This is a genomic window from Streptomyces sp. MH60 (assembly GCF_002939385.1).
Classification (GTDB): Bacteria; Actinomycetota; Actinomycetes; order Streptomycetales; family Streptomycetaceae; genus Streptomyces.
The window spans coordinates 43,212-64,337 of the sequence record NZ_MULI01000040.1 but is presented as its reverse complement, the minus strand read 5'-3'; the positions used below and the strand labels follow the sequence as shown (position 1 = coordinate 64,337).

18 protein-coding genes and 1 pseudogene are annotated in these 21,126 nt (G+C 74.3%); 5 read left to right on the top strand and 14 right to left on the bottom strand.

Translation table 11 applies throughout. The annotated features are described in order from the left end of the window. The 9 genes and pseudogenes from BZZ08_RS23330 to BZZ08_RS23290 all read right to left on the bottom strand — a co-directional run. Nucleotides 1-500, bottom strand: a pseudogene (locus tag BZZ08_RS23330) (D-beta-D-heptose 1-phosphate adenosyltransferase); the annotation flags it as partial. An 8-nt stretch (nucleotides 501-508) separates the two neighbouring features. Then, complete coding sequence (locus BZZ08_RS23325; protein WP_104634204.1) at nucleotides 509-1,141, bottom strand: D-sedoheptulose-7-phosphate isomerase; 633 nt, start codon at nucleotides 1,139-1,141, stop codon at nucleotides 509-511. Beyond that, nucleotides 1,138-2,358, bottom strand: coding sequence for a glycosyltransferase family 4 protein (locus BZZ08_RS23320; protein ID WP_104634203.1), 1,221 nt, complete (start codon nucleotides 2,356-2,358; stop codon nucleotides 1,138-1,140). The genes BZZ08_RS23325 and BZZ08_RS23320 overlap by 4 nt, the downstream gene beginning before the upstream one ends. Next, the gene (locus tag BZZ08_RS23315; protein WP_104634202.1) at nucleotides 2,355-3,305 is read right to left on the bottom strand and encodes a glycosyltransferase; all 951 of its coding nucleotides are present in this window, start codon (nucleotides 3,303-3,305) and stop codon (nucleotides 2,355-2,357) included. The genes BZZ08_RS23320 and BZZ08_RS23315 overlap by 4 nt, the downstream gene beginning before the upstream one ends. Beyond that, nucleotides 3,302-4,291 (bottom strand): glycosyltransferase family 9 protein, encoded by a 990-nt coding sequence (locus BZZ08_RS23310; RefSeq protein ID WP_104634201.1) that lies wholly within the window; start codon nucleotides 4,289-4,291, stop codon nucleotides 3,302-3,304. Before BZZ08_RS23310 ends, BZZ08_RS23315 begins: the two co-directional genes overlap by 4 nt. Beyond that, nucleotides 4,288-5,037, bottom strand: a complete 750-nt coding sequence (locus BZZ08_RS23305; protein ID WP_104634200.1) for a D-glycero-alpha-D-manno-heptose-1,7-bisphosphate 7-phosphatase — start codon at nucleotides 5,035-5,037, stop codon at nucleotides 4,288-4,290. The genes BZZ08_RS23310 and BZZ08_RS23305 overlap by 4 nt, the downstream gene beginning before the upstream one ends. Further along, nucleotides 5,034-6,068 (bottom strand): glycosyltransferase, encoded by a 1,035-nt coding sequence (locus BZZ08_RS23300; protein ID WP_104634199.1) that lies wholly within the window; start codon nucleotides 6,066-6,068, stop codon nucleotides 5,034-5,036. Before BZZ08_RS23300 ends, BZZ08_RS23305 begins: the two co-directional genes overlap by 4 nt. Beyond that, nucleotides 6,065-7,705 carry a carbamoyltransferase family protein gene (locus BZZ08_RS23295; protein WP_104634198.1) on the bottom strand — a complete coding sequence of 547 codons (1,641 nt, stop codon included), beginning with the start codon at nucleotides 7,703-7,705 and terminating at the stop codon, nucleotides 6,065-6,067. Before BZZ08_RS23295 ends, BZZ08_RS23300 begins: the two co-directional genes overlap by 4 nt. Before the next feature lie 120 nt (nucleotides 7,706-7,825). Continuing rightward, complete coding sequence (locus BZZ08_RS23290) at nucleotides 7,826-8,818, bottom strand: NAD-dependent epimerase/dehydratase family protein (protein ID WP_104634197.1); 993 nt, start codon at nucleotides 8,816-8,818, stop codon at nucleotides 7,826-7,828. 129 nt (nucleotides 8,819-8,947) lie between these two features. Between BZZ08_RS23290 and BZZ08_RS23285 the strand changes: the two genes are divergently transcribed. The 3 genes from BZZ08_RS23285 to BZZ08_RS23275 all read left to right on the top strand — a co-directional run bounded on the left by BZZ08_RS23285 (nucleotide 8,948) and on the right by BZZ08_RS23275 (nucleotide 11,264). After that, nucleotides 8,948-9,781, top strand: coding sequence for a polysaccharide deacetylase family protein (locus tag BZZ08_RS23285; RefSeq protein ID WP_198601648.1), 834 nt, complete (start codon nucleotides 8,948-8,950; stop codon nucleotides 9,779-9,781). A gap of 75 nt (nucleotides 9,782-9,856) precedes the next feature. Then, on the top strand, nucleotides 9,857-10,297 hold the full coding sequence (locus BZZ08_RS23280) for an Immediate-early protein 2 (protein WP_104634195.1): 441 nt from the start codon (nucleotides 9,857-9,859) through the stop codon (nucleotides 10,295-10,297). Between the two features lie 85 nt (nucleotides 10,298-10,382). Continuing rightward, on the top strand, nucleotides 10,383-11,264 hold the full coding sequence (locus BZZ08_RS23275) for an endonuclease/exonuclease/phosphatase family protein (RefSeq protein WP_198601647.1): 882 nt from the start codon (nucleotides 10,383-10,385) through the stop codon (nucleotides 11,262-11,264). A gap of 107 nt (nucleotides 11,265-11,371) precedes the next feature. Here the strand turns inward: BZZ08_RS23275 and BZZ08_RS23270 are convergent, their stop codons facing one another. The 5 genes from BZZ08_RS23270 to BZZ08_RS23250 form a co-directional block, all read right to left on the bottom strand. Continuing rightward, entirely contained in the window at nucleotides 11,372-12,532 is a 1,161-nt protein-coding gene (locus BZZ08_RS23270; protein ID WP_104634193.1) for an XdhC family protein, read from the bottom strand. Between the two features lie 51 nt (nucleotides 12,533-12,583). After that, entirely contained in the window at nucleotides 12,584-14,041 is a 1,458-nt protein-coding gene (locus BZZ08_RS23265) for an NCS2 family permease (RefSeq protein ID WP_104634192.1), read from the bottom strand. Nucleotides 14,042-14,281: 240 nt separating this feature from the next. Then, nucleotides 14,282-16,666, bottom strand: coding sequence for a xanthine dehydrogenase family protein molybdopterin-binding subunit (locus BZZ08_RS23260; protein ID WP_104634191.1), 2,385 nt, complete (start codon nucleotides 16,664-16,666; stop codon nucleotides 14,282-14,284). Then, complete coding sequence (locus BZZ08_RS23255; RefSeq protein WP_104634190.1) at nucleotides 16,663-17,274, bottom strand: (2Fe-2S)-binding protein; 612 nt, start codon at nucleotides 17,272-17,274, stop codon at nucleotides 16,663-16,665. The genes BZZ08_RS23260 and BZZ08_RS23255 overlap by 4 nt, the downstream gene beginning before the upstream one ends. After that, entirely contained in the window at nucleotides 17,274-18,164 is an 891-nt protein-coding gene (locus BZZ08_RS23250) for an FAD binding domain-containing protein (RefSeq protein ID WP_104634189.1), read from the bottom strand. The genes BZZ08_RS23255 and BZZ08_RS23250 overlap by 1 nt, the downstream gene beginning before the upstream one ends. A gap of 289 nt (nucleotides 18,165-18,453) precedes the next feature. Between BZZ08_RS23250 and BZZ08_RS23240 the strand changes: the two genes are divergently transcribed. Beyond that, a complete protein-coding gene (locus BZZ08_RS23240; RefSeq protein WP_104634187.1) occupies nucleotides 18,454-20,163 on the top strand; it encodes a PucR family transcriptional regulator in 1,710 nt (569 codons plus the stop codon). A gap of 172 nt (nucleotides 20,164-20,335) precedes the next feature. After that, nucleotides 20,336-21,124, top strand: coding sequence for a hypothetical protein (locus BZZ08_RS23235; RefSeq protein ID WP_104634186.1), 789 nt, complete (start codon nucleotides 20,336-20,338; stop codon nucleotides 21,122-21,124). The last annotated feature ends 2 nt before the right edge of the window (nucleotides 21,125-21,126 follow it).

The window sequence follows — 21,126 nt, the reverse complement described above, 5'->3', positions numbered from 1 at the left end:
CCCCCGCGCGGGTGCGGGTCCCAGACCAGCGGCGGGCGCGCGGCGAGCACGTCGCGCAGGGCGTCCGCCGCGCCCCGGCCGTAGTCGGAGACCAGGACGGCGCGGGCGGACCGCAGCGCGTCGCGGGCCTCGTCCGTGGCCTCGCGGACCCGGCCGCCGCCCCGGTCGAGGCGGACGACGGGACGGTCCTGGGCGAGGACACGGGTCTTCTCCGGCACCGTGCCGGTCAGGGGCAGCGGGATCAGGGTCAGCCAGGGTGCGAGCAGTTCGCGCAGGGCGAGCCCGGCCGGGTCGTCGCCCATGCCCGCGATCAGGGTGACCTCGCGGCCGTCGCGGGCGGCGAGGTACGCGGCGAGGGCGGCGCCGCCCGGGCGGACGCGTTCGGCGCACTCCGAGACGACCGGGACCGGCGCGTCCGGTGCGAGCCGGTCGGCGGAGCCGGTGAGGTCGCGGTCGAGCAGCGCGTCGCCGACCACGACCAGCGGTGTCCTGTCAGCCATGTGTCCCGTCACCTCCGCTTCCGCTGCGCCGCGCGCCCGGCGCGTCCGGTGCTCCGTACGCCCCGTGCGCCGCGCTCCAGGGCGGCGTCGAAGGCCGCGCAGATCATGTGGACGGCGACCAGGTGGATCTCCTGGACGGTGGCCGTCGAGGGCGCCTCGACGCACAGGGACTCGTCGCTGCCCGCCATGAGCGGGTTGGGGGCGCAGCCGGTGAGCGCCCAGACCCGTACCCCGGCCGCGCGGGCCGCGTCGGCCGCGGAGAGCAGGTTGGCGCTGGCGCCGGAGGTGGACAGCAGCATCAGGACGTCGCCCTCGCGGCCGTGGGCGCGGACCTGGCGGGCGAACACCTCGTCGACGCCGTAGTCGTTGGCGATGGCGGTGGTGGAGGAGGTGTCGGCGTGCAGGGCGATCGCGGAGAACGGCGGGCGGTCGTCGCGGTAGCGGCCGACGAGTTCGGCGGTCAGGTGCTGGGCCTGGGCGGCGCTGCCGCCGTTGCCCGCGGCGAGCAGCCGGCCGCCGCCGCCGAGTACGGCCGCGAGCCGCTCGCCCCAGCGCTCGGTGATGTGCGCGGAGGCGCGGAACGCCCCGAGCGCCTCCTGGAGTTCGTCGCAGTGCCCGACGACGGGCGGGTGCACGGTCATGACGCCACCTCCGTCGACACCGCGTGCTCGGAACGGGTCAGGCGGTACACCTGTTCCGCGCCGTCGGCGACGCGCGCCCAGGTGTAGTGCCGCAGCACGCGTTCGCGGCCGTTGCGGCCGTACTGGCGGCGCAGCCGCTCGTCGGCGAGCAGTTCGCGGGCGGCCTCGGCGACGGCTGCGGGGTCCTGCGGGGTGACCAGGCGGCCGGTGACGCCGTCGGCGACGGAGTCGCGGTGGCCGCCGACGTCGGTGGCGAGGACGGGTACGCCGCACGCCATGGCCTCCAGCGGCACGATGCCGAACGGTTCGTACACCGGGGTGCACAGCACCAGGTCGGAGCTGCGGAGCAGGGCGGGCATGTCGTCCGGGTCGACCGCGCCGAGCAGCCGCACCCGGTCGGCGACGCCGGCGCGGCGGGCGATGCCGGTCAGGCGCCGGGCCTCGGGTTCGGCCTCCACGGCGCCGGCCGGCGGGCCGCCGGCGATGAGGAGTTCGGTGTCGGGGATGTGGGCCAGGGCGCGGATGGCCAGGTCGTAGCCCTTGCGCGGGACGAGTCGTCCGCAGGCGAGGAGCCGGTGCCGCAGGCGTCGCTCGGGGGTGCGGCCGGTGTCGGCGGCGGGGTGGAAGTGCTCGGCGTCCACACCGCAGGGCACGACGGAGACCTGCCGGGGCGGCACGCCCATGTCGCCGAGTTCCACGACCTCGTCGGTGCAGGTGGCCAGGACCCGTTCGCAGGTCCGGCCGAGCTGCCGTTCGATGCCGATCCGCTCGTAGGGGCTGGTGTCCCGCATGCCCTGGTGGCGCCGCTTGACGGTGCCGAGGGCGTGGAAGGTCTGGACGAGGGGGATGCCGTGCGGGGCCGCGCCGAGCTGCGAGGCCATGCCGGACATCCAGAAGTGGGCGTGCACCACGTCGGGCCGCTCCCGGGCCCAGGCGCGGGCCAGGTGGGCGCCGAAGGCGGGCATGTGCGGGAACAGTTCGTCCTTGGGGACGGACACGGGTGGTCCGGCGGGTACGTGTTCGACGACCGCTCCGCCGGGCAGGGGCACCCGGTCGGGCAGGTCGGTGGCGTCCCGGCGGGTGTAGACCGTGACGTCGTGGCCGCGCCCCGCCAACTCCTCGGCGAGACGGGCCACGTAGACGTTCTGTCCACCGGCGTCCACGCCGCCGAGCGCGGCGAGGGGGCTCGCGTGCTCGGACACCATGGCGATCCTCATCGGGTCACCTCCTTGAGCAGCCGCTCCCAGTCGTCCAGGAAGCGGGGCAGCCCGTAGTGGGCCAGGGCCGCCGCACGGGCCGCCTCGCCGACCGCCCGCGCGTGCAGGGGGTCGGCGAGGAAGTCGCGTACGGCGTCGGTCAGTACGTCGATGCGGTTCGAGACCACTCCCGCGCCGGGCGGCACGGCCTCGGTGACCTCGGTGGTGGCGAGGGCGACCACGGGCATGCCCAGGTGCATGGCCTCCAGCAGGGACAGGCCGAGGGAGGTCCAGCGGACGGGGTGGACGTAGACGCGGCGGCGGGCCAGCTCGGTGTGCAGCTCGCTCTGGGGGACGTCCTGGGTGCGGCAGCGGCCGGGGTCGACGCCGAGGTGGTCGGCGAGTCCCTCGGTGCGCATGCCGAACACGTCGAGCGGCGCCGCGCGGGAGAACTCGGGGAGCAGGTCGGTTCCGGTCGTACGCCCGCGCCGGATCGGCTCGTTGACGACGACGGCGGCGCGTTCCAGCTCGCCGGTCCAGCGGTGGCCGGGGTCGACGATGCCGTGCTCGACGACGGCGGTGTCCGCCGGACCCGCGTCCCACATCAGCCGGTTGAAGTGGGTGACGTGGACGAGGGTGACGCCCGGGATGTCCGCGGCCGGGTGGCGGGTGCGGGGCACGTCGCCGTCGGGGGCGTTGTGCTCCAGGTAGACCAGCGGCGGGCGGCGGCCCAGCCACCGGTCGACCAGGTCGAGTTCGTGCGGGCGCTGGAGGATCACCAGGTCGATCTCCTCGTCCCGCAGCCGCTCCGGCGGTACCTCCACGACGGAGTCGGGCCAGTCCCAGGTGCGGGCGCGGCCGAGGCCGTCGGGGCCGCGGTCGCGGGTGACGGGGACGAGGTAGGTGTGCGGGCCCTGCACGAAGGCCGTGGTCCACGACCCGTGCACGTGCCAGATGAGGATCCTCATGTCTCCCCCAGCAGTTTCTCGACGGCGGCGGCCACGTCGGTGGCCGTGACGGTGTTCAGGCAGGGGTGGCCGGGGACGGGGCAGTCCCGGGCCCTGCTGTCGGCGCAGGGCGCGTCCTGGTCGCCCAGCAGGACGTAGGGGACGCCGTACGGGCGCCAGCGCTCGGCGGGTACGACGGGCGCGAACAGGGAGACGACGGGGGTGCCGACGGCGGCGGCGAGGTGGGCGGGCGCGGTGTTGCCGGTGACGACGACGGCCGCGCCCGCGAGGACGCCGGCCAGTTCGGGGGCGTCGGTGCGGCCGCCGAGGTCGGTGCCGTGCCGGCCTGCGACGTGTGCGGTGAGGTCGCGCTCGCCGGGGCCGCCGGTGACCAGCACGCGGTGTCCGGCGGCGGCGAGTTCGCGTACGGCCTCGGCGGCGCGCTCGGGGCTCCAGGCGCGGGCGGGGACGCTGGCGCCGGGGTGCAGGACGACGTACGGGCCGGGCCCGGTGAGGGCCTCGGCGGGGGGCGGCGGGTGGACCCGGAGCCGTCCGTCGTCGGGGCACGGGAACCCGGCCGCCTCGGCGAGGTCCAGTGCCGCCTCGGCCTCGTGGGCGTGCGGGGCGCGCTGGTGGCGCAGGTCGAGGAGCGATCCGGGGTAGTCCACGCTGTCGGCGGCGATGTACCCGACGCCGGCCAGGCGCAGCACCAGGGCGGTGGGCAGCGGGGACTGGTGGAAGGAGGTGAGGACCAGCGCGGTGTCGGCGTCGATCCGCTCCACGAGCGCGTCGATGTCGTCCCGTCTCACCTCGGGCGGCTCGAACCCGCCCCACGGCGCCTCCCACACCAGCACCTCGTCGACGCCGGGCAGCAGCCGGGCGGCGGGCGCGCCGCGTGATCCGCACAGCAGGGTGACGTGGTCGGCGCGCGCGGCGACGGCCCGCACGGCGGGTCCGGCGAGCAGCACGTCGCCGAAGCTGTCGAGCCGGGTGACGAGCGCCTTCATGACGGCCTCCCGCGGCTGTCGCCGACGGCCCGCGTCCGCACCGCCCCCGCGGCCGCCGAACCGTCCCCGCGCGCGTTCCCGGGGGCGAAGGCGCCCGGTCCGGGGGCGGTGGCCGGTGGGATCCGCACGGCTCCGGGGCCGTCGGCGGGGGTGGTGGCCCGTGGGCCGCCCGCCGCCTCCGGGGGCCGCTCGTTCGCCAGGACCCGGCCCGTGGGCAGGCCGTCGAGGACCGCCCGTACGGCGGTGCGGAGGTCCGGGGCGACGTGGGCGGCGGCGGCCGTCTCCTCCGGGCGGGTGCGGTCGTTGGGGACCAGGATGCCGTGGGCGCCGGCGCGTTCGGCGGCCTCCATGTCCGCTCCGATGTCGCCGACGACGACGCAGTCGGCGGGGCCGGTGCACACGCGTCCGGCGGCCCACAGGACCATGCCCGGCTGCGGCTTGCGGCAGTGGCAGCCGTCGTCGGGGCCGTGCGGGCAGACGGCCCAGACGTCGAAGGGGCCGATCAGGTCGTCGATGCGGCGGTTGACGCGCCGGACATCGCCGTCGCTGATCAGGCCGCGGGCCACGCCGGACTGGTTGGTGACGACGCCGACGCGGATGCCGTGGGCGCGCAGCAGCGCCACCGCCTCGCGGGCGCCGTCGACGGGGCGGACCCGGTCCGGGTCGCCGTTGTAGGGGACGTCGTGGACGAGGGTGCCGTCGCGGTCGAAGAGGACGGCCTTCACGGGGTGGCCGGCGGGGCTCATGCGGCCACCTCCCGCCAGGCGGGGGCGGCGCGGTGGCGCCACAGTCCGCTGAGCCGGTGCCAGGTCGCGGCGGGCGGGATGAGCGCGCTGGTGACCAGCATGGTCGTGACCTCGTGCCGGGTGCGCGGTCCGGGCGCGATGCGGGCCCAGGCGAACTCGGCGGTGCCCGCGGCCCAGCCGGCCCCGGCGAGGGCGGCGGCCCGGGGACGTCCGGCCGCCGCGAGGACGAGGGCGGCGGTACCGGCGGCGGTGATCGCCGCGTGGCGCCGGATCCGGCCCCGGGGCGCGACCGCCTTGGCCCACCAGTCGGGACCGTGCAGCCGCCGCATCAGGGCGTCGTCGGCGTTGCCGCGCTGCTGCTTCAGGGAGACCCAGCGCGCGGCGGGGCGCACGGGGTGACGGGTGGTGCGTCGGCCGCGCCGGATGCGCCAGCCCGCGTCGAGGACGCGCAGCGCGAGGTCGGCGTCCTCGCGGAAGGCACGGGTGAAGCGCTCGTCGAAGCCGCCGACCTGTTTGAGCACGTCGGTGCGGTAGGCCATGTCGGCGGTGATCCACCGGGCCTGGGCGAGACCGGCGGTGCCGCGCTCCCAGTCGGTGGGGCGGCGCTCCCCCGGCAGCGGCACGGCGATCACGCCCTGTACGGCGCCGGTGTCGGGGGCCGCTTCGGCGAGGTCCTGGATCAACTGGTCGCACCAGTGCGGTCCTACCTGGACGTCGTCGTCGAGGAAGGCGGTCCAGGGCGAGGTGACCGCGCGGACACCGGTGTTGCGGGCGGCGGCCGGGCCGCGGCCCCCGCTGCGCAGCACCACCGTGCGTTCGCGCAGGTCGCCGAGGACGGTCAGGGCGTGTTCCAGCGCGTCCGGGTCGGCGTCGGGTTCCGGCCGGTCGTCGACCAGGACGATCTCGTCGGGGTCGGGACCGTGCGCGGCGACCAGCGCGGCCAGGCAGTCGGCCAGCGTGTCGCGCACCAGGGTGGGGACGACGACGGCGTAGCCGGTCCGCGGGCCGCCGGTTCCGGGGGCGGTGCTCATGCGAACACCTGTCCCCGGCGCACCGCGAACGGGCCGATGGCCAGCAGGTCGACGGGCGCCGAGCCGAAGCACTCCAGCGCGTCGCGCGGGTCGTCGACCATGGGCCGCCCGGCGGTGTTGAGGCTGGTGTTGACGACGACCGGCAGCCCGGTGCGCCGTTCGAAGGCGGCCAGCATCCGTGCGACGAGCGGCTCGCGGCGTTCCTCGACGGTCTGGATGCGGGCGGTGCCGTCGACGTGGACGACGGCCGGGATGCGCGCGCGCCAGGCGGGGTCGACGTCGTGCACGAAGAGCATGTACGGGCTCGGGACCGGGCCGGTGAAGATGTCGGCGGCGCGGTCGGCGAGCACCATGGGCGCGACGGGGCGGAACTCCTCGCGGCCCTTGACGTGGTTGAGGCGTTCCAGGTTCTCCGCGCGGCCGGGGTGGGCCATCAGGGAGCGGTGTCCGAGGGCGCGCGGCCCGAACTCGCTGCGGCCCTGGAACCAGGCGACGACGCCGTCCCGGGCGAGTTCCTCGGCGACGGTCTCGGCGATGTCGTCCGGCTCCTCGTAGGGGATCGCGGCGGTCTCCAGCCAGGCGCGGATCTCGTCGTCGCGCCAGCCGCGGCCGAGGTCGGCGCCGGGCATCGGCTCGGGCGCGGCGCCCTCCTGGGCGGCGGCCACGTGCAGGGCGCCGCCGAGTGCCGTGCCCGCGTCACCGGCGGCGGGCTGCACCCACACCTGCCGGTACGGGCCGCGCTCGGCGATCTTGGAGTTGGCGACGCAGTTCAGGGCGACGCCGCCCGCCATGGTGAGGGCCTCTCCCCCGGCCTCGCCGTGCAGCCAGTGGACGAGTTCGAGGAGCAGTTCCTCCAGGACGGCCTGCGTGCTCGCGGCCAGGTCCGCGTGGTCCTTCGTCCAGTCCTCGCCCTTGGCGCGCGGCGGGGCGAGGGCCGCCCAGTCGACGCCGTGGGCGCGGAAGCCGCCGTCGCCGGTGGCGTGGATGTGCTCACGGAGCCGGGCGAGGTGGCGGGGGGTGCCGTAGGAGGCGAGGGCCATCACCTTGTACTCGTCGCTGCTGCGCAGGAAGCCGAGGTGTTCGGTGAGTTCCTCGTAGACGAGGCCGAGCGAGTGCGGCAGTGCCTGGGTGGCGAGGACGTCGAGCTTGCCGTCGCGGTAGCGGCCGGCCAGGTGGGAGGCGGACTCGCCGCGGCCGTCGAGGACGAGGACGTCGTTGTCGGGGTGCGGCGAGGCCGGTCCCGCGGAGGCGGCGTGCGCCACGTGGTGCGGGACGAAGACGACCTGGTCCGGGTCGAGCCCGGGCAGCGCCTCGGCGAGGAACTCGGGGGCCCGCCGGGCGTACTCGAGCCGCAGCGGGTCCCAGGGGTCGTCCAGGCCCAGGTCGCGGGCGGGCCGGGCGAGTTTGGGGTCGAAGGAGTAGGCGACGGCGTCCAGGTCGCCCGGCCGGATCCCGGCGTGCTCCAGGCACCACCGCGCGGACAGCTCGGGGACCTCCCACGCGGAGAACGGCACCGGGCGCTTGCCGTGCTTGCGTCGGCTGAACCGCTCTTCCTCGGCGGCCGCAACGGTCCGGCCGTCGACGACGAGCGCGGCGGCCGGGTCGTGGAACAGGGCGTTGATACCAAGGATGCGCATGGGGCGGACTCCTTTCTCGGCGTGGCGGGTGCCGCGGGCCAGTTGCCTCAAACACTTGGAGACAGGTCACTTCCGGAGATGAATCGATTTGTCACCTTAAGTGACCATCCTGGTCGTGCGTCAGGCGGCGACGGCGTGCGCGAACCAGCCGATGGTCCGCTCCAGGCCCTCGTTCCAGCCGACGCTCGGCCGCCAGCCCAGCCGCTCCCGGGCCAGGGTGGTGTCCGGCTTGCGTCGGCCGGGGTCGTCGACGGGGCGTTCGACGAAGCGGATGCGGGAGCCGGAGCCGGTGAGGTCGACGATCCGGCGGGCCAGTTCCAGCATGGTGATCTCGTCGTCGCCGCCGATGTTCACCGGCCCGGTCTCCCCGGAGGCGGCGAGGGCCAGGACGCCCGCCACGGTGTCGTCGACGTAGCACAGGGAGCGGGTCTGGCCGCCGTCGCCGGCGACGGTGAGCGGCATGCCGTCCAGCGCCTGCGCGATGAAGGTGGGCACGGCCCGGCCGTCGCCGGTGCGCATGCGGGGGCCGTACGTGTTGAAGATCCGGACGATGGCGGTGTCGGTGCCGTGCACCTGGCGGTGGGCGGTGACCAGGGCCTCGGCGAAGCGCTTGGACTCGTCGTAGACGCTGCGCGGGCCGATCGGGTTGACGTTGCCCCAGTACGTCTCGCGCTGCGGGTGTTCCAGCGGGTCGCCGTAGACCTCGGAGGTGGAGGCGAGCAGGAAGCGGGCGCCGTCGGCGTGGGCCCGCTCCAGGGCGTTGCGGGTGCCGGTGCTGCCGACGTCGAGGGTCTCCAGGGGCAGCCGGAGGTAGTCGACGGGCGAGGCCGGGCAGGCGAAGTGCAGGACCAGGTCGAACCGGCCGGGCAGGCCGCGCAGGGCCGCCGGGTCGGTGGCGTCGCCCCGGACGAACCGGAAGCCGCGCCGGCGTTCCAGGTCGGCCACGTTGGCGCGGGAGCCGGTGGCCAGGTTGTCGATGCAGACGACGTCGGTACCGGCGTCGAGCAGGCGGGCGCACAGGTGGGATCCCACGAATCCGGCTCCGCCCGTCACCAGGGCCCGGTGCCAGGTGCGTCCGCTTCGGGGGCCGGTGGCCCCGGGGCTCTCGCTCACGGGCTTCTCCTCACTCTCACCGTCACATATGTGTCGGTGTGAGTAACCCGGCCGCCTCTCACCTATCTCGAACATCCATTCGAGGGGGCGCTATGCACCGCGTATATACACGCAGCGTATAGTCCTCGCATGCCTTCGCTGACCAGGAAGATGACGAAAACGGGGACCAGGTTGCGTGTGCTCGCGACCTTCGCGGCCGCGGCCTCGCTCACCCTCGCGCTGAGCGGCTGCACGAAGCTGGAGACGCACTCCCCCAGCTCCGTCCGCAACGCCGCCGACACCCAGGCCGACGCCCAGGCCGACGGCAAGGCCGCCGCGTCCGGCGCCCAGGCCCGCGCGGGCGGGCTCGGCACCGTGGACTGCGCGCACGCCAAGTGCATCGCGCTGACCTTCGACGCCGGGCCGAGCGAGAACTCCGCCCGGCTGCTCGACATACTCAAGGAGAAGCGGGTCCCGGCGACCTTCTTCCTGCTCGGCAAGCGGCACATCGACACGTATCCCGAGCTTGTCAGGCGCATGGCCGACGAGGGTCACGAGGTGGCCAGCCACACCTGGACCCACAAGATCCTCACGGACGCCGAACCGGACGAGATACGGGACGAGCTGGAGCGCCCGAACAAGGAGATAGAGCGCCTCACGGGCAAGCGCCCCACCCTGATGCGCCCGCCGCAGGGCCGCACGGACGACACGGTGCACGACATCAGCCGCGAGCTGGGGCTCGCGGAGGTGCTGTGGACCGTGACCGCCAAGGACTACAAGACCAACGACTCCGACCTGATCACCGAGCGGGTCCTGGACCAGTCGTCCCGGGACGGCATCATCCTGCTGCACGACATCTACGACGGCACCGTGCCCGCCGTGCCCGGGATCATCGACGCGCTCAAGAAGCGGGGCTACGTCTTCGTGACGGTCCCCCAGCTGATGGCGCCGGGGAAGGCCGAGCCGGGCAAGGTCTACCGGTAGGTCCACCGGGAGGCCCACCGGCAGGCCCACCGATGGGACCGGCACCACCGGTGGCACGTTGCCTACGATCGTCCGGTGGCCGTCTTCTCGCTCGAACGCACCGTTCCGCTCGCCCCGGCCGAGGCCTGGCGCCGGCTCACCCGGTGGGAGCGGCACGGCGACACCGTGCCGCTGACCCGCGTCACCGCCGGACCGCCCGGCCCCACCCGCCGGGGCACGCTGGTCGTGGCCCGCACGGGGGCCGGACCGCTCGCCTTCGACGACCCGATGGAGGTATCGGTCTGGCAGCCCCCGCGGGGGGACACCCCCGGCCGGTGCCGGCTGGTCAAGCGCGGCCGGGTGGTCCGGGGCTGGGCGGAGATCGAGGTCGCCGCGGAGCCCGGCGGCCGGGCACGCGTCGGGTGGCGCGAGGAGCTGGACGTCCGGTTCCTGCTGCCCCTCCTCGACGGCCTCCTCGGCCGTGCGGGGCGCCACGTCTTCGGCCGCACGGTCGACCATCTGCTCCGCCGGCCGTGAACCCGGGGTTGCGGGCGGGGGGCGGGTCGCGGACGAGATCGCGCCGCGCGCCTCGCGGACGCCGTTTCCCGCGTACCGTGCCGGCATGTCTCCCAGAGCGCGCACCTTCACCCAACTGTCCCTCGCGGGTGCTTTGTTGGCCCTGGCCGTGGCGGCACCCACCGCCTCCGCCGCCGACCGGGGCCACGCGGTCCCGCTGCGCATCGCCACCTACAACATCCACGCCGGGGCGGGCTCGGACGGCGTCTTCGACCTCGACCGGCAGGCCGCCGCGCTGCGCGCCCTCGACGCGGACGTGATCGGCCTCCAGGAGGTCGACGTGCACTGGGGAGCCCGCAGTCAGGGGCTCGACGTGGCCGGCGAGCTGGCCCGGCGGCTCGGCATGCGGGTGTCCTTCGCGCCGATCTACAGCCTCGATCCCGTGACGGCGGGCGAACCCCGGCGCGAGTACGGCGTGGCGGTGCTGTCCCGCTTCCCGGTCCGTTCCGCGGCGAACCACGAGATCACCCGCCTGTCCACGCAGGACGAGAACCCGGTGCCGGCCCCCGCGCCCGGATTCGGCGAGGTGACGCTCAAGGTCCGCGGGGTGCCGGTGCAGGTCTTCGTGACCCACCTCGACTACCGGGCGGATCCGGCGGTGCGCCGGGCCCAGGTCGCCGACACCCGGCGGATCATGGCCCGGGAGCGGGCGGAGCTGCCGGGCGCGCACCAGTTCCTGCTGGGCGACTTCAACGCCGAGCCCTCGGCCCCCGAGCTGGCACCGCTGTGGAAGGAGCTGCGCGACGCGGGGGCGGGCGCTCCCGGCACGTATCCGGCCGAGGCCCCGGTGAAGCGGATCGACTACGTGGCCGTCGGCAAGGACGTACGGGTACGGCACGCCACGGTCCCGACCGAGCCCACGGCCTCCGACCACCGCCCGGTGGTCACGGACGTCTCCCTGCCCAGGCGGGTCCCCGGCCGGGGGTGAGGCCACCCCTTCGGACCTCCCGGTAGCGGTGGGGCACTCCAAGGAGCGTCCCACCGCACAGTGACCTACTCAGCGCCCGTCGCCGGGGCGGTCGTCCGCCCCGCCCGCTACGCCACCGAACCGATGCCTCCCGCCGGTGTCATCGGGGCCGTCGGGTCGTCGTGGTGGATGGGGGTGTGGGCGCCGGTCAGGGAGGTGCCCGTGCCCGCGTGGCGGGTCGCGACGATCTCGGCGGCGATGGACAGGGCCGTCTCCTCCGGGGTGCGGGCGCCGAGGTCGAGGCCGATCGGGGACCTGAGGCGGGCCAGCTCCAGGTCGCTCACCCCGGCCTCGCGCAGCCGGGCCTCGCGGTCGAGGTGGGTGCGGCGGGAGCCCATCGCGCCGACGTACGCCACGGGGAGGCGCAGCGCCAGCCGGAGCAGGGGTATGTCGAACTTGGCGTCGTGGGTCAGGACGCACAGCACCGTGCGCGCGTCGACCTCGGTGCGCCGCAGGTACTCGTGCGGCCACTCGGCGACGACCTCGTCCGCGTCCGGGAAGCGGGCCGGGGTGGCGAAGACGGGGCGGGCGTCGCACACCGTCACGTGGTAGCCGAGGAACGTGCCGACCCGGACCAGCGCGGAGGCGAAGTCGATCGCCCCGAAGACGATCATGCGGGGGGCCGGGACGGACGACTCGATCAGCAGCGTCAGCGGCGCTCCGCAGCGTGAGCCCTGTTCGCCGATCTCCAGCGTGCCGGTGCGCCCGGCGTCCAGGAAGGCGCCCGCCTCGGCGGCCGCCGTGCGGTCCAGCTCGGGGTGGCCGCCGAAGCCGCCGGTGCGGGAGCCGTCCGCGCGGACCACGAGCGCGCGGCCCGTCAGCTCCGCCGGGCCGCGCACGATCCGGGCCACGGCCGCCGTCTCCCCGTGCGCGGCGGCGGCGAGGGCCGCGGCCAGGGACGGACGGACGGGATCGCCCGTCCGTACCGGGGTGACGAGGATGTCGATGACCCCGCCGCAGGTCAGACCCACGGCGAAGGCGTCCTCGTCGCTGTACCCGAAGCGCTCCACGACGGTCTCGCCGTCCTGGAGCGCCTGCCGGCACAGCTCGTACACGGCTCCCTCCACGCAGCCGCCGGAGACCGAGCCGACCACCGTGCCGTCGGCGTCCACCGCGAGGGCGGCGCCGGGCGGCCGGGGCGCGCTGCCGCCGACGGCCACCACGGTGGCCACGGCGAAGTCGCGGCCCTGCTCGACCCACCGGTGCAGCTCTTCGGCGATGTCCAGCATCTTCCGGTCCTCCTTGGCCCACGGGTACGTGAAGGGTTCCCGTCGTGGCGGCTAGTGCACGCCCATCCAGCTCTCGATCGGGTTGAGGGCGAAGTAGACGACGAAGATCACCGTCAGGACCCACATGAAGACGCCGATCTCCCGCGCCCTGCCCTGCGCGACCTTGATGGCGACGTAGGAGATGACACCGGCGGCGACACCGGCCGTGATGGAGTACGTGAACGGCATCAGGACGACGGTCAGGAAGACCGGGATCGCGGTGGCCCGGTCGGCCCAGTCCACGTGCCGGGCGTTCATCATCATCATGGCGCCGATGACGACCAGCGCGGCGGAGGCGACCTCCTGCGGCACGATCGCGGTGATCGGCGTGAAGAAGAGGCAGGCGGCGAAGAACGCGCCGGTGACGACCGAGGCCAGCCCGGTACGGGCCCCCTCGCCGACGCCGGTCGCGGACTCGACGAAGACGGTCTGGCCGGAGCCGCCCGCCACACCGCCGATGGCACCGCCGGCGCCGTCGATGAACAGCGCCTTGGACAGGCCCGGCATGCGGCCCTTGTCGTCGGCGAGCTTGGCCTCGGTGCCGACACCGATGATGGTGGCCATCGCGTCGAAGAACCCGGCGAGCACCAGCGTGAAGACGATCATGCCGACCGTCATCGCGCCGACCTCGCCCCAGCCGCCGAACTCCAGGTTCCCGAAGAGCGAGAAGTCCGGCATGGAGACCGCGCTGCCGTGCAGTTCGGGTGCGCCGTTGGCCCACTGCTCGGGGTCGATGACCCCGGTGGCGTTGAGGACCGCCGCGACGATCGTGCCGGTGACGATGCCGATCAGGATGGCCCCGGGCATGTTGCGGGCCTGGAGCATGAAGATCAGCAGCAGGGTGCCCGCGAAGAGCAGGACCGGCCAGCCGGCGAGTTCACCGGCGGGGCCGAGGGAGAGCGGGGTCGCCTTGCCCGGGTGGACGAAGCCGCCCTTGACCAGGCCGATGATGGCGATGAACAGACCGATGCCCATGGTGATGCCGTGCTTGAGGGCGAGCGGGATCGCGTTCATGATCATCTCGCGGAGCCCGGTGACCACGAGCAGCATGATCACCACGCCGTACATCACACACATGCCCATGGCCTGCGGCCAGGTCATCTGCGGGACGACCTGCCCGGCGATCACGCCGGACACCGAGAGCCCGGCGGCCAGGGCGAGCGGCACCTTGCCGACGAAGCCCATCAGGAGCGTGGTGACCGCCGCGGCGAGCGCCGTCGCGGTGATCAGGGCCTTCTGGCCCAGGGTGTCCCCGGCGGCGTCCTTGCCGGAGAGGATCACGGGGTTGAGCAGGACGATGTACGCCATCGCCATGAAGGTGGTGATGCCGCCGCGCACCTCACGCGCGACCGTGGATCCCCGGTGGGATATGTGAAAGTACCGGTCGAGCCAAGACCGTCCGCCGGGGACGCGGGAACCCGCGCCCGCGTCTTCGGCGGTGATCTCGGGCTCCACTGACTGCTGGGTCATGGGGCCGTCTCCCAAGGTTCATAGGTGCACCCGTGCCTTCGGCGAAGGCGTGGGATTTGGGAGGTGTCAGCTCGGGGGACGGCCCGGTACTGCACCTTGGGGTGAACCGACGCCGGAATCCGTGGCCGTGGGTACGGCCGTCACCGGCGTCGGGGTTCCGTGGCGCCCACCCGTGCCGCTGGGGATCCCCCCAGGCCCTCAAGGCTCTGTGGGGAGGCACGATGGCCCGCCACGGCGGCGTCACGCCGTGCCGGTGAGGTGTTCCGGCCGTACCGGCGTGCGGTCGAGCGCCAGCCCGGTCGCGTCCCGGACGGCCGCGAGGACCGCCGGGGTGGACGACAGGGTGGGTGCCTCGCCGACGCCGCGCAGTCCGTAGGGCGCGTGGTCGTCGGCGAGTTCGAGCACGTCGACCGGTAGGGCCGGCGTGTCGAGAATCGTGGGGAGCAGGTAGTCCGTGAAGGACGGGTTCCGTACTTTGGCGGTCACGGGATCGACGACGATCTCCTCCATCACCGCGATGCCCAGGCCCTGGACGGTGCCGCCCTGGATCTGGCCGATCACGGAAAGCGGGTTCAGCGCCTTGCCGACGTCCTGGGCGCAGGCCAGCTCGATCACCTTGACCAGGCCCAGTTCGGTGTCGACCTCGACGACGGCGCGGTGCGCGGCGAAGGAGTACTGGACGTGGCCGTTGCCCTGGCCGGTGCGCGGGTCGAAGGGTTCGGTCGGCCGGTGCCGCCACTCCTCCTCGACCTCGACCACCTCGTCCTCCAGGACGTCCACGAGGTCGGCGAGGACCTCGCCGCCGTCGCTGACGACCTTGCCGCCCTCCAGGAGGAGTCCGGCGGTGGCCCAGGCGGGGTGGTGGGAGCCGAGCCTGCGGCGGCCGATGTCCAGGACCTTCTCGCGCACCAGCTCGCAAGCGTGCTTGACGGCGCCGCCCGTGACGTACGTCTGCCGGGAGGCCGAGGTGGAACCGGCCGAGCCCACCCGGGTGTCGGCGGGCTGGATGGTGACCTGGGTGACGCCCAGCTCGGTGCGGGCGATCTGCGCGTGGACGGTGACACCGCCCTGGCCGACCTCCGCCATCGCCGTGTGCACGGTGACGACGGGCCGGCCGCCGGCGACCTCCAGGCGGACCCGGGCGGTGGAGTAGTCGTCGAAGCCCTCGGAGAACCCGACGTTCTTGATGCCGACGGCGTAGCCGACGCCCCGTACGACGCCCTCGCCGTGCGTGGTGTTGGACAGGCCGCCGGGCAGCTGCCGTACGTCGGCGCCCTCGCTGGACTCCCACTGGCGTTCCGGCGGCAGGGGCATCGCCTTGACGCGGCGCAGGAGTTCGGCGACCGGCGCCGGGGAGTCGACGCTCTGGCCGGTGGGCATGATCGTGCCCTGCTCCATGGCGTTGATCCGGCGGAACTCCACGGGGTCCAGGCCGAGTTCCTTCGCCACCTTGTCCATCTGCGCCTCGTAGGCGAAGCACGCCTGGACGGCGCCGAAGCCGCGCATGGCGCCGCAGGGCGGGTTGTTGGAGTAGAGGGCGAGGGCCTCGATGTCCACGTCCTCGCACACGTACGGGCCGACCGACAGCGAGGCGGCGTTGCCGACGACCGCCGGGGAAGCGGAGGCGTAGGCGCCGCCGTCCAGGACGATGCGGCACTTCACGTGGGTGAGCCGGCCGTCGCGGGTGGCGCCGTGCTCGTAGTGGAGCCTGGCCGGGTGGCGGTGGACGTGGCCGAAGAAGGACTCGAAGCGGTTGTAGACGATCTTGACGGGTTTGCCGGTGCGCAGCGCGAGGAGGCAGGCGTGGATCTGCATCGACAGGTCCTCGCGTCCGCCGAAGGCGCCGCCGACGCCGGACAGCGTCATGCGCACCTTGTCCTCGGGCAGGCCGAGCACGGGGGCGATCTGGCGCAGGTCGGAGTGGAGCCACTGGGTGGCGATGTAGAGGTCGACGCCGCCGTCCTCGCCGGGCACCGCGAGCCCCGACTCGGGGCCGAGGAAGGCCTGGTCCTGCATGCCGAAGGAGTAGTCGCCCTCGACGATCACCTCGGCGCGCTCGGCGGCGGCGGTGGCGTCGCCGCGCACGATCGGCTGGCGGTGCACGATGTTGGGGTGCGGGACGTGGCCGCTGTGCGGGTCGCTCCGGTTCTCGTGGACGAGGACCGCGTCGGGGGCGGTCGCGGAGGCCTCGTCGGTGACGAGGGGCAGCTCGCGGTACTCCACCTTGATCTTGGCGGCGGCGCGGCGCGCGGTCTCCGGGTGGTCGGCGGCCACGATGGCGACCGGCTCGCCGTGGTGGCGGACCTTGCCGTGGGCGAGGACCGGGGTGTCCCGGATCTCCAGTCCGTAGTGGCGCACGTCGGTGGGCAGGTCGTCGTACGTCATGACGGCGTACACGCCCGCCGTGGCCAGTGCCTCGCTGGTGTCGACGGAGACGATCTCGGCGTGCGCGACGGTGGAGCGCAGGATCTGGCCCCAGAGCATGTCCTCGTGCCACATGTCGGACGAGTACGCGAACTCGCCGGTGACCTTGAGGACGCCGTCCGGGCGGAGCGTCGACTCGCCGATGCCGCCCGTGGTCCGGGAGCCCTGGGTGATGCCGGTGGGTGCGCCGTTGGCGGTCATGCTCGGTCCCCCTCGGACCGGCGGGCCGCGGCCAGGCGGACCGCGTCCATGATCTTCTCGTAGCCGGTGCAGCGGCACAGGTTGCCCGACAGCGCCTCGCGGATGTCCTCGTCGGTCGGGTTCGGGTGCCGCTCCAGCATCTCGTCGGCGGCGACCAGCAGTCCGGGCGTGCAGAAACCGCACTGGACGGCGCCCGCGTCGATGAACGCCTGCTGGACCGGGGCCAGTTCGATGCTCTCGCCGGTCTGGGAGTCCGTGCCCCCGGCCTGCCACCGCCTGGCCGCGTCCAGCGAGGCGCTCTCGCCGGTGCGGGCGCCGGGGGCGCCGGGGCTGCCGGGTGCGCCGCTCTCGGCGCGGCGCCGGGCGAACTCCGCCAGGCCCTCGACCGTGACGACCTCGCGGCCCTCGGCCTGGCCGGCCGCGACCAGGCAGGAGCACACCGGCACGCCGTCCAGGCGGACCGTGCAGGAGCCGCACTCGCCCTGCTCGCAGGCGTTCTTGGAGCCCGGCAGGCCCATCCGCTCGCGCAGCACGTACAGCAGGGACTCGCCCTCCCACACGTCGTCGGCCTCCTGCGGACGTCCGTTGACGGTGAAGTTGACGCGCATCACGCGGCTCCTTCCGTGGTGCGGCGGGCGCCGCGGTACGACTCCCAGGTCCAGGTGAGCGTCCGGCGGGCCATCACGCCGACCGCGTGGCGGCGGTAGCTCGCGGTGCCCCGGACGTCGTCGATCGGGTTGCAGGCGGCGGCGCACAGGTCCGCGAACCGCTTGACGGCCGACGGGGTGATGATCTTCCCGTTCTCCCAGAAGCCGCCGTCCTGGAGCGCCGCGTTCAGGAACTCCTCGGCGGCCGTCGCCCGGACCGGGGTGGGCGCGGCCGAGCCGATGCCGGTGCGCACGGTACGGGTGGCGGGGTGCAGGGCGAGGCCGAAGGCGCACACGGCGATGACCATGGCGTTGCGGGTGCCGACCTTGGAGAACTGCTGCGGTCCGTCGGCCTTCTGAACGTGCACGGCGCGGATCAGTTCGTCGGGCTCCAGCGCGTTGCGCTTCACGCCGGTGTAGAAGGCGTCGATCGGGATGCGGCGCGTGCCGCGCACCGACTCGGCCTCGACCTCGGCGCCGGCGGCGAGCAGCGCCGGGTGGGCGTCCCCGGCCGGGGACGCGGTGCCGAGGTTCCCGCCCACGCCGCCGCGGTGACGGATCTGCGGGGAGGCGACCGTGTGCGAGGCCAGGGCGAGACCCGGCAGCTCGGTGCGCAGGTTCTCCATGATCCGGGTGTAGGGCACGGAGGCACCGAGCCGTACGGAGTCCGCTCCGACCTCCCACTCGGTGAGGTCGGCGATGCGGTTCAGGTCCATCAGGTACTCGGGCCTGCGGTGATCGAAGTTGATCTCGACCATCACGTCGGTACCGCCCGCGATGGGCACAGCGGTGGGGTGCTCGGCCTTCGCGGCGAGCGCCTCCTCCCAGCTGGCGGGGCGAAGGAAGTCCATGACCGGCTCTCTTCCTCGTCTGCGTGCGGTGGTCGTAGAGATCGAGCCAATTCCGTGGGCCGGGGCCCGGCTCGTTCATGTGTTGTTCACGTGGAATGGCCTCAGTACACCGTCGTGTGCTCCACCAGGGTCAGTCGCAGAAACCATGAAGGAGTTGGCTGGCCAGGGCGGGCATCTTGTAGATTCGTATGAACGGAGGTGCTCAGAAGCCTCCCTTTTCTCCTCTGGAATCGGGCGACACAGCCGCGTGACCTGGAACACTTCGAGACAAAGAACGGCGGCGACGAGAATGCGGCTGCGCGCACTGCTGGACACCGACGCGCTGGGCCTCAAGCTGCTCGGCGGCGAGGACGAGCTGGACCGCACGGTCCGCGGCGTGATGACCACCGACCTGCGGGACCCCAGCCGCTATCTCTCGGGCGGCGAGCTGGTGCTCACCGGCCTGGCCTGGCGCCGGGACGCCGCCGACTCCGAGCCGTTCGTCCGCCTCCTCGTGCAGGCCCAGGTGGCCGCGCTGGCCGCCGGTGAGGCGGAGCTGGGGAGCGTGCCGGAGGACCTGGTGGTGGCGTGCGCGCGGCACCGGCTGCCGCTGTTCGCGGTGCACGAGTCGGTGGCCTTCGCGACGATCACCGAGCACGTGGTGCGCCAGGTCTCCGGCGAGCGGGCGGGGGACCTCGCGGCCGTGGTCGACCGGCACCGCCGGATGATGACCTCGGGACCGGCGGGCGGCGGCCCCGACGTGGTCCTCGACCTGCTCGGCTCCGACCTCGACCTGCGGGCCTGGGTGCTCTCCCCCACCGGCCGGCAGGTCGCCGGGCCGAAGGACGCGGAGCCCGCGCTCTCCGCCGAGGTCTGCGCCAAGCTGGCGGCCGAGCACCTCGCGGCCACCCGTACGGGCCGGCGCGCCCCGCACCGGGTGCCCGTGGGCTCCACGACGTACAGCCTCTTCCCGGTGCGCGGCCGGGGGCAGCCCCCCGTGACGCCCCAGGGAGCGCGTGCCCCGCAGGGCGCGGGCGCGGGCCGGGACGTGCGCGAGACGGTGCTGTCCGACTGGCTCCTCGTGGTGGAGGCGGACGCCGGGGACTGGGCCGAGGAGCGGCTCGACCTGCTGTACGGCGTCACCCAGCTGATCGCGGTCGAACGGGACCGGCGAGACGCGGCGCGCACGGTGCGGCGGCGGCTGGCCCAGGAGGTCCTGGAGCTGGTGCAGACGGGCGCCGCGCCGGCCGAGATCGCGGCCCGGCTCCGGGTGGCGGCGCCGGTGCTGCTGCCGGGCCTCGGCGCGGCACCGCACTGGCAGGTCGTGGTGGCCCGGGTGGAGTGGGAGGACGGCGACGAGCAGACCGGCCGGGTCGCGCAGACCCTGCTGGAGGAGATCCTCGTCGACCCGCACGCCACCGGGCCCGAGCAGTCGGACCGCATCGCCGTGGCGCACACCGGCGGGGAAGCGGTCGCCCTCGTACCGCTGCCGGCGGTCTCCACCGAGCACGACGGGAGCGAGGCCGGGGTCCTCGCGGAAGCGCTGCTGGAGTCCGTGCGGGAGCCGCTGTCGGCGGGGCTGGACGGCGACGGGCGGGTCACGCTCGGCGTCAGCGCGGCCGTGCACTCGGCGGAGGGGCTGCGCGGGGCGCTGGAGGAGGCCCGGCACGCGCGCCGGGTCGCCGCGGCGCGCCCCGGCCGGGTCTGTGCGGCCGGCCACCAGGAGCTGGCCTCGCACGTGCTGCTGCTCCCCTTCGTCCCCGACGACGTACGGCGCGCCTTCACCGCCCGGCTGCTCGATCCGCTGAGGGACTACGACCGCCGCCACCGCGCCGAGCTGATCCCGACGCTGGAGGCGTTCCTCGCCAGCGACGGCTCCTGGACGCGCTGTGCCAACCGGCTGCACCTGCACGTCAACACGCTGCGCTACCGCGTCGGGCGGATCGAGCAGTTGACGGGGCGTGATCTGTCGCGCCTGGAGGACAAGCTGGACTTCTTCCTGGCCCTGCGGATGAGCTGAGGCCCGGGGCACGCGGGAGCCCCGGGCGGGCCCGAGGCGTTCCCCAACCTCGACGGCACCAAGTCCACGACTTTGTGAAATCTTTCACCCATCCCCTTGGCCGGGCCGCCGGATCCGTGCTGAGATGCGGCCACCACTCGAGAGCTCGATGGCGTGCTAAGGGGAGGGCGACGTGGCGCATTCCGCCATGGCTGGTTCTGGCTGGGGAACGACCGAAGGTGACGATCCGCTCCAGACCGCGGTATGGCGGTTGCGCTCGCGCGGCTGCTGGGCCGACGCGGCCGCCCTGCTGGAGCCGGTCACCGCGGACACCGCCTTGCGGCGGACCGCGCTGCTGGTGGAGCGGTGCCTGTACACGGAGCAGGGCTGGGCCGAGGCCGAGGACGCGCTGCGCACCGCGGAGGCCCTGGCGCACACCGACGACGAACGCGGGGCCGCCGCCTGTGAACGGGGCCAGCTCGCGTACGCCGCCACGGTGCACGGGGTGCGCGACCGGGCCGACGAGGCGCGGGCCGCGCTGGGCCGGGCGGCGGCGCTGATCGCGCCGGGGGCCGGGGGACGGGCGCTGCTGGATTTCCGGCGCGGGCTGGTCGCGGAGAACCTGACCCGCTCTCCGCAGGCCGCCCGCGCGGCGTACCGGCGGGCCCACGCGGGCGCCACCGCGCACGCCGACCCGCTGCTCCAGTCCTTCACCTGGCGGCATCTGGCCGGACTCGCCCTGCGGGAGGGGGAGCTGGCCGAGGCGCGGCACGGTTTCGCCGAGTCGCTGCGCATCCGCGAGGAGCTGGGGTACCTCGTCGGTACGGCTCCGGCACTGGCCTCGCTCGCGGACGCCGAGTCGGAGCCGGAGGCGTCCCGGCTGCGGGAGGAGGCGCGGCGGCTGTTCCGGCTGCTGGGCGGCGTACCGACGTGGCTGGCCCGGCAGTTGACGCCGCCGGCGGCGGGCGCGGCGACGGCGTGAGG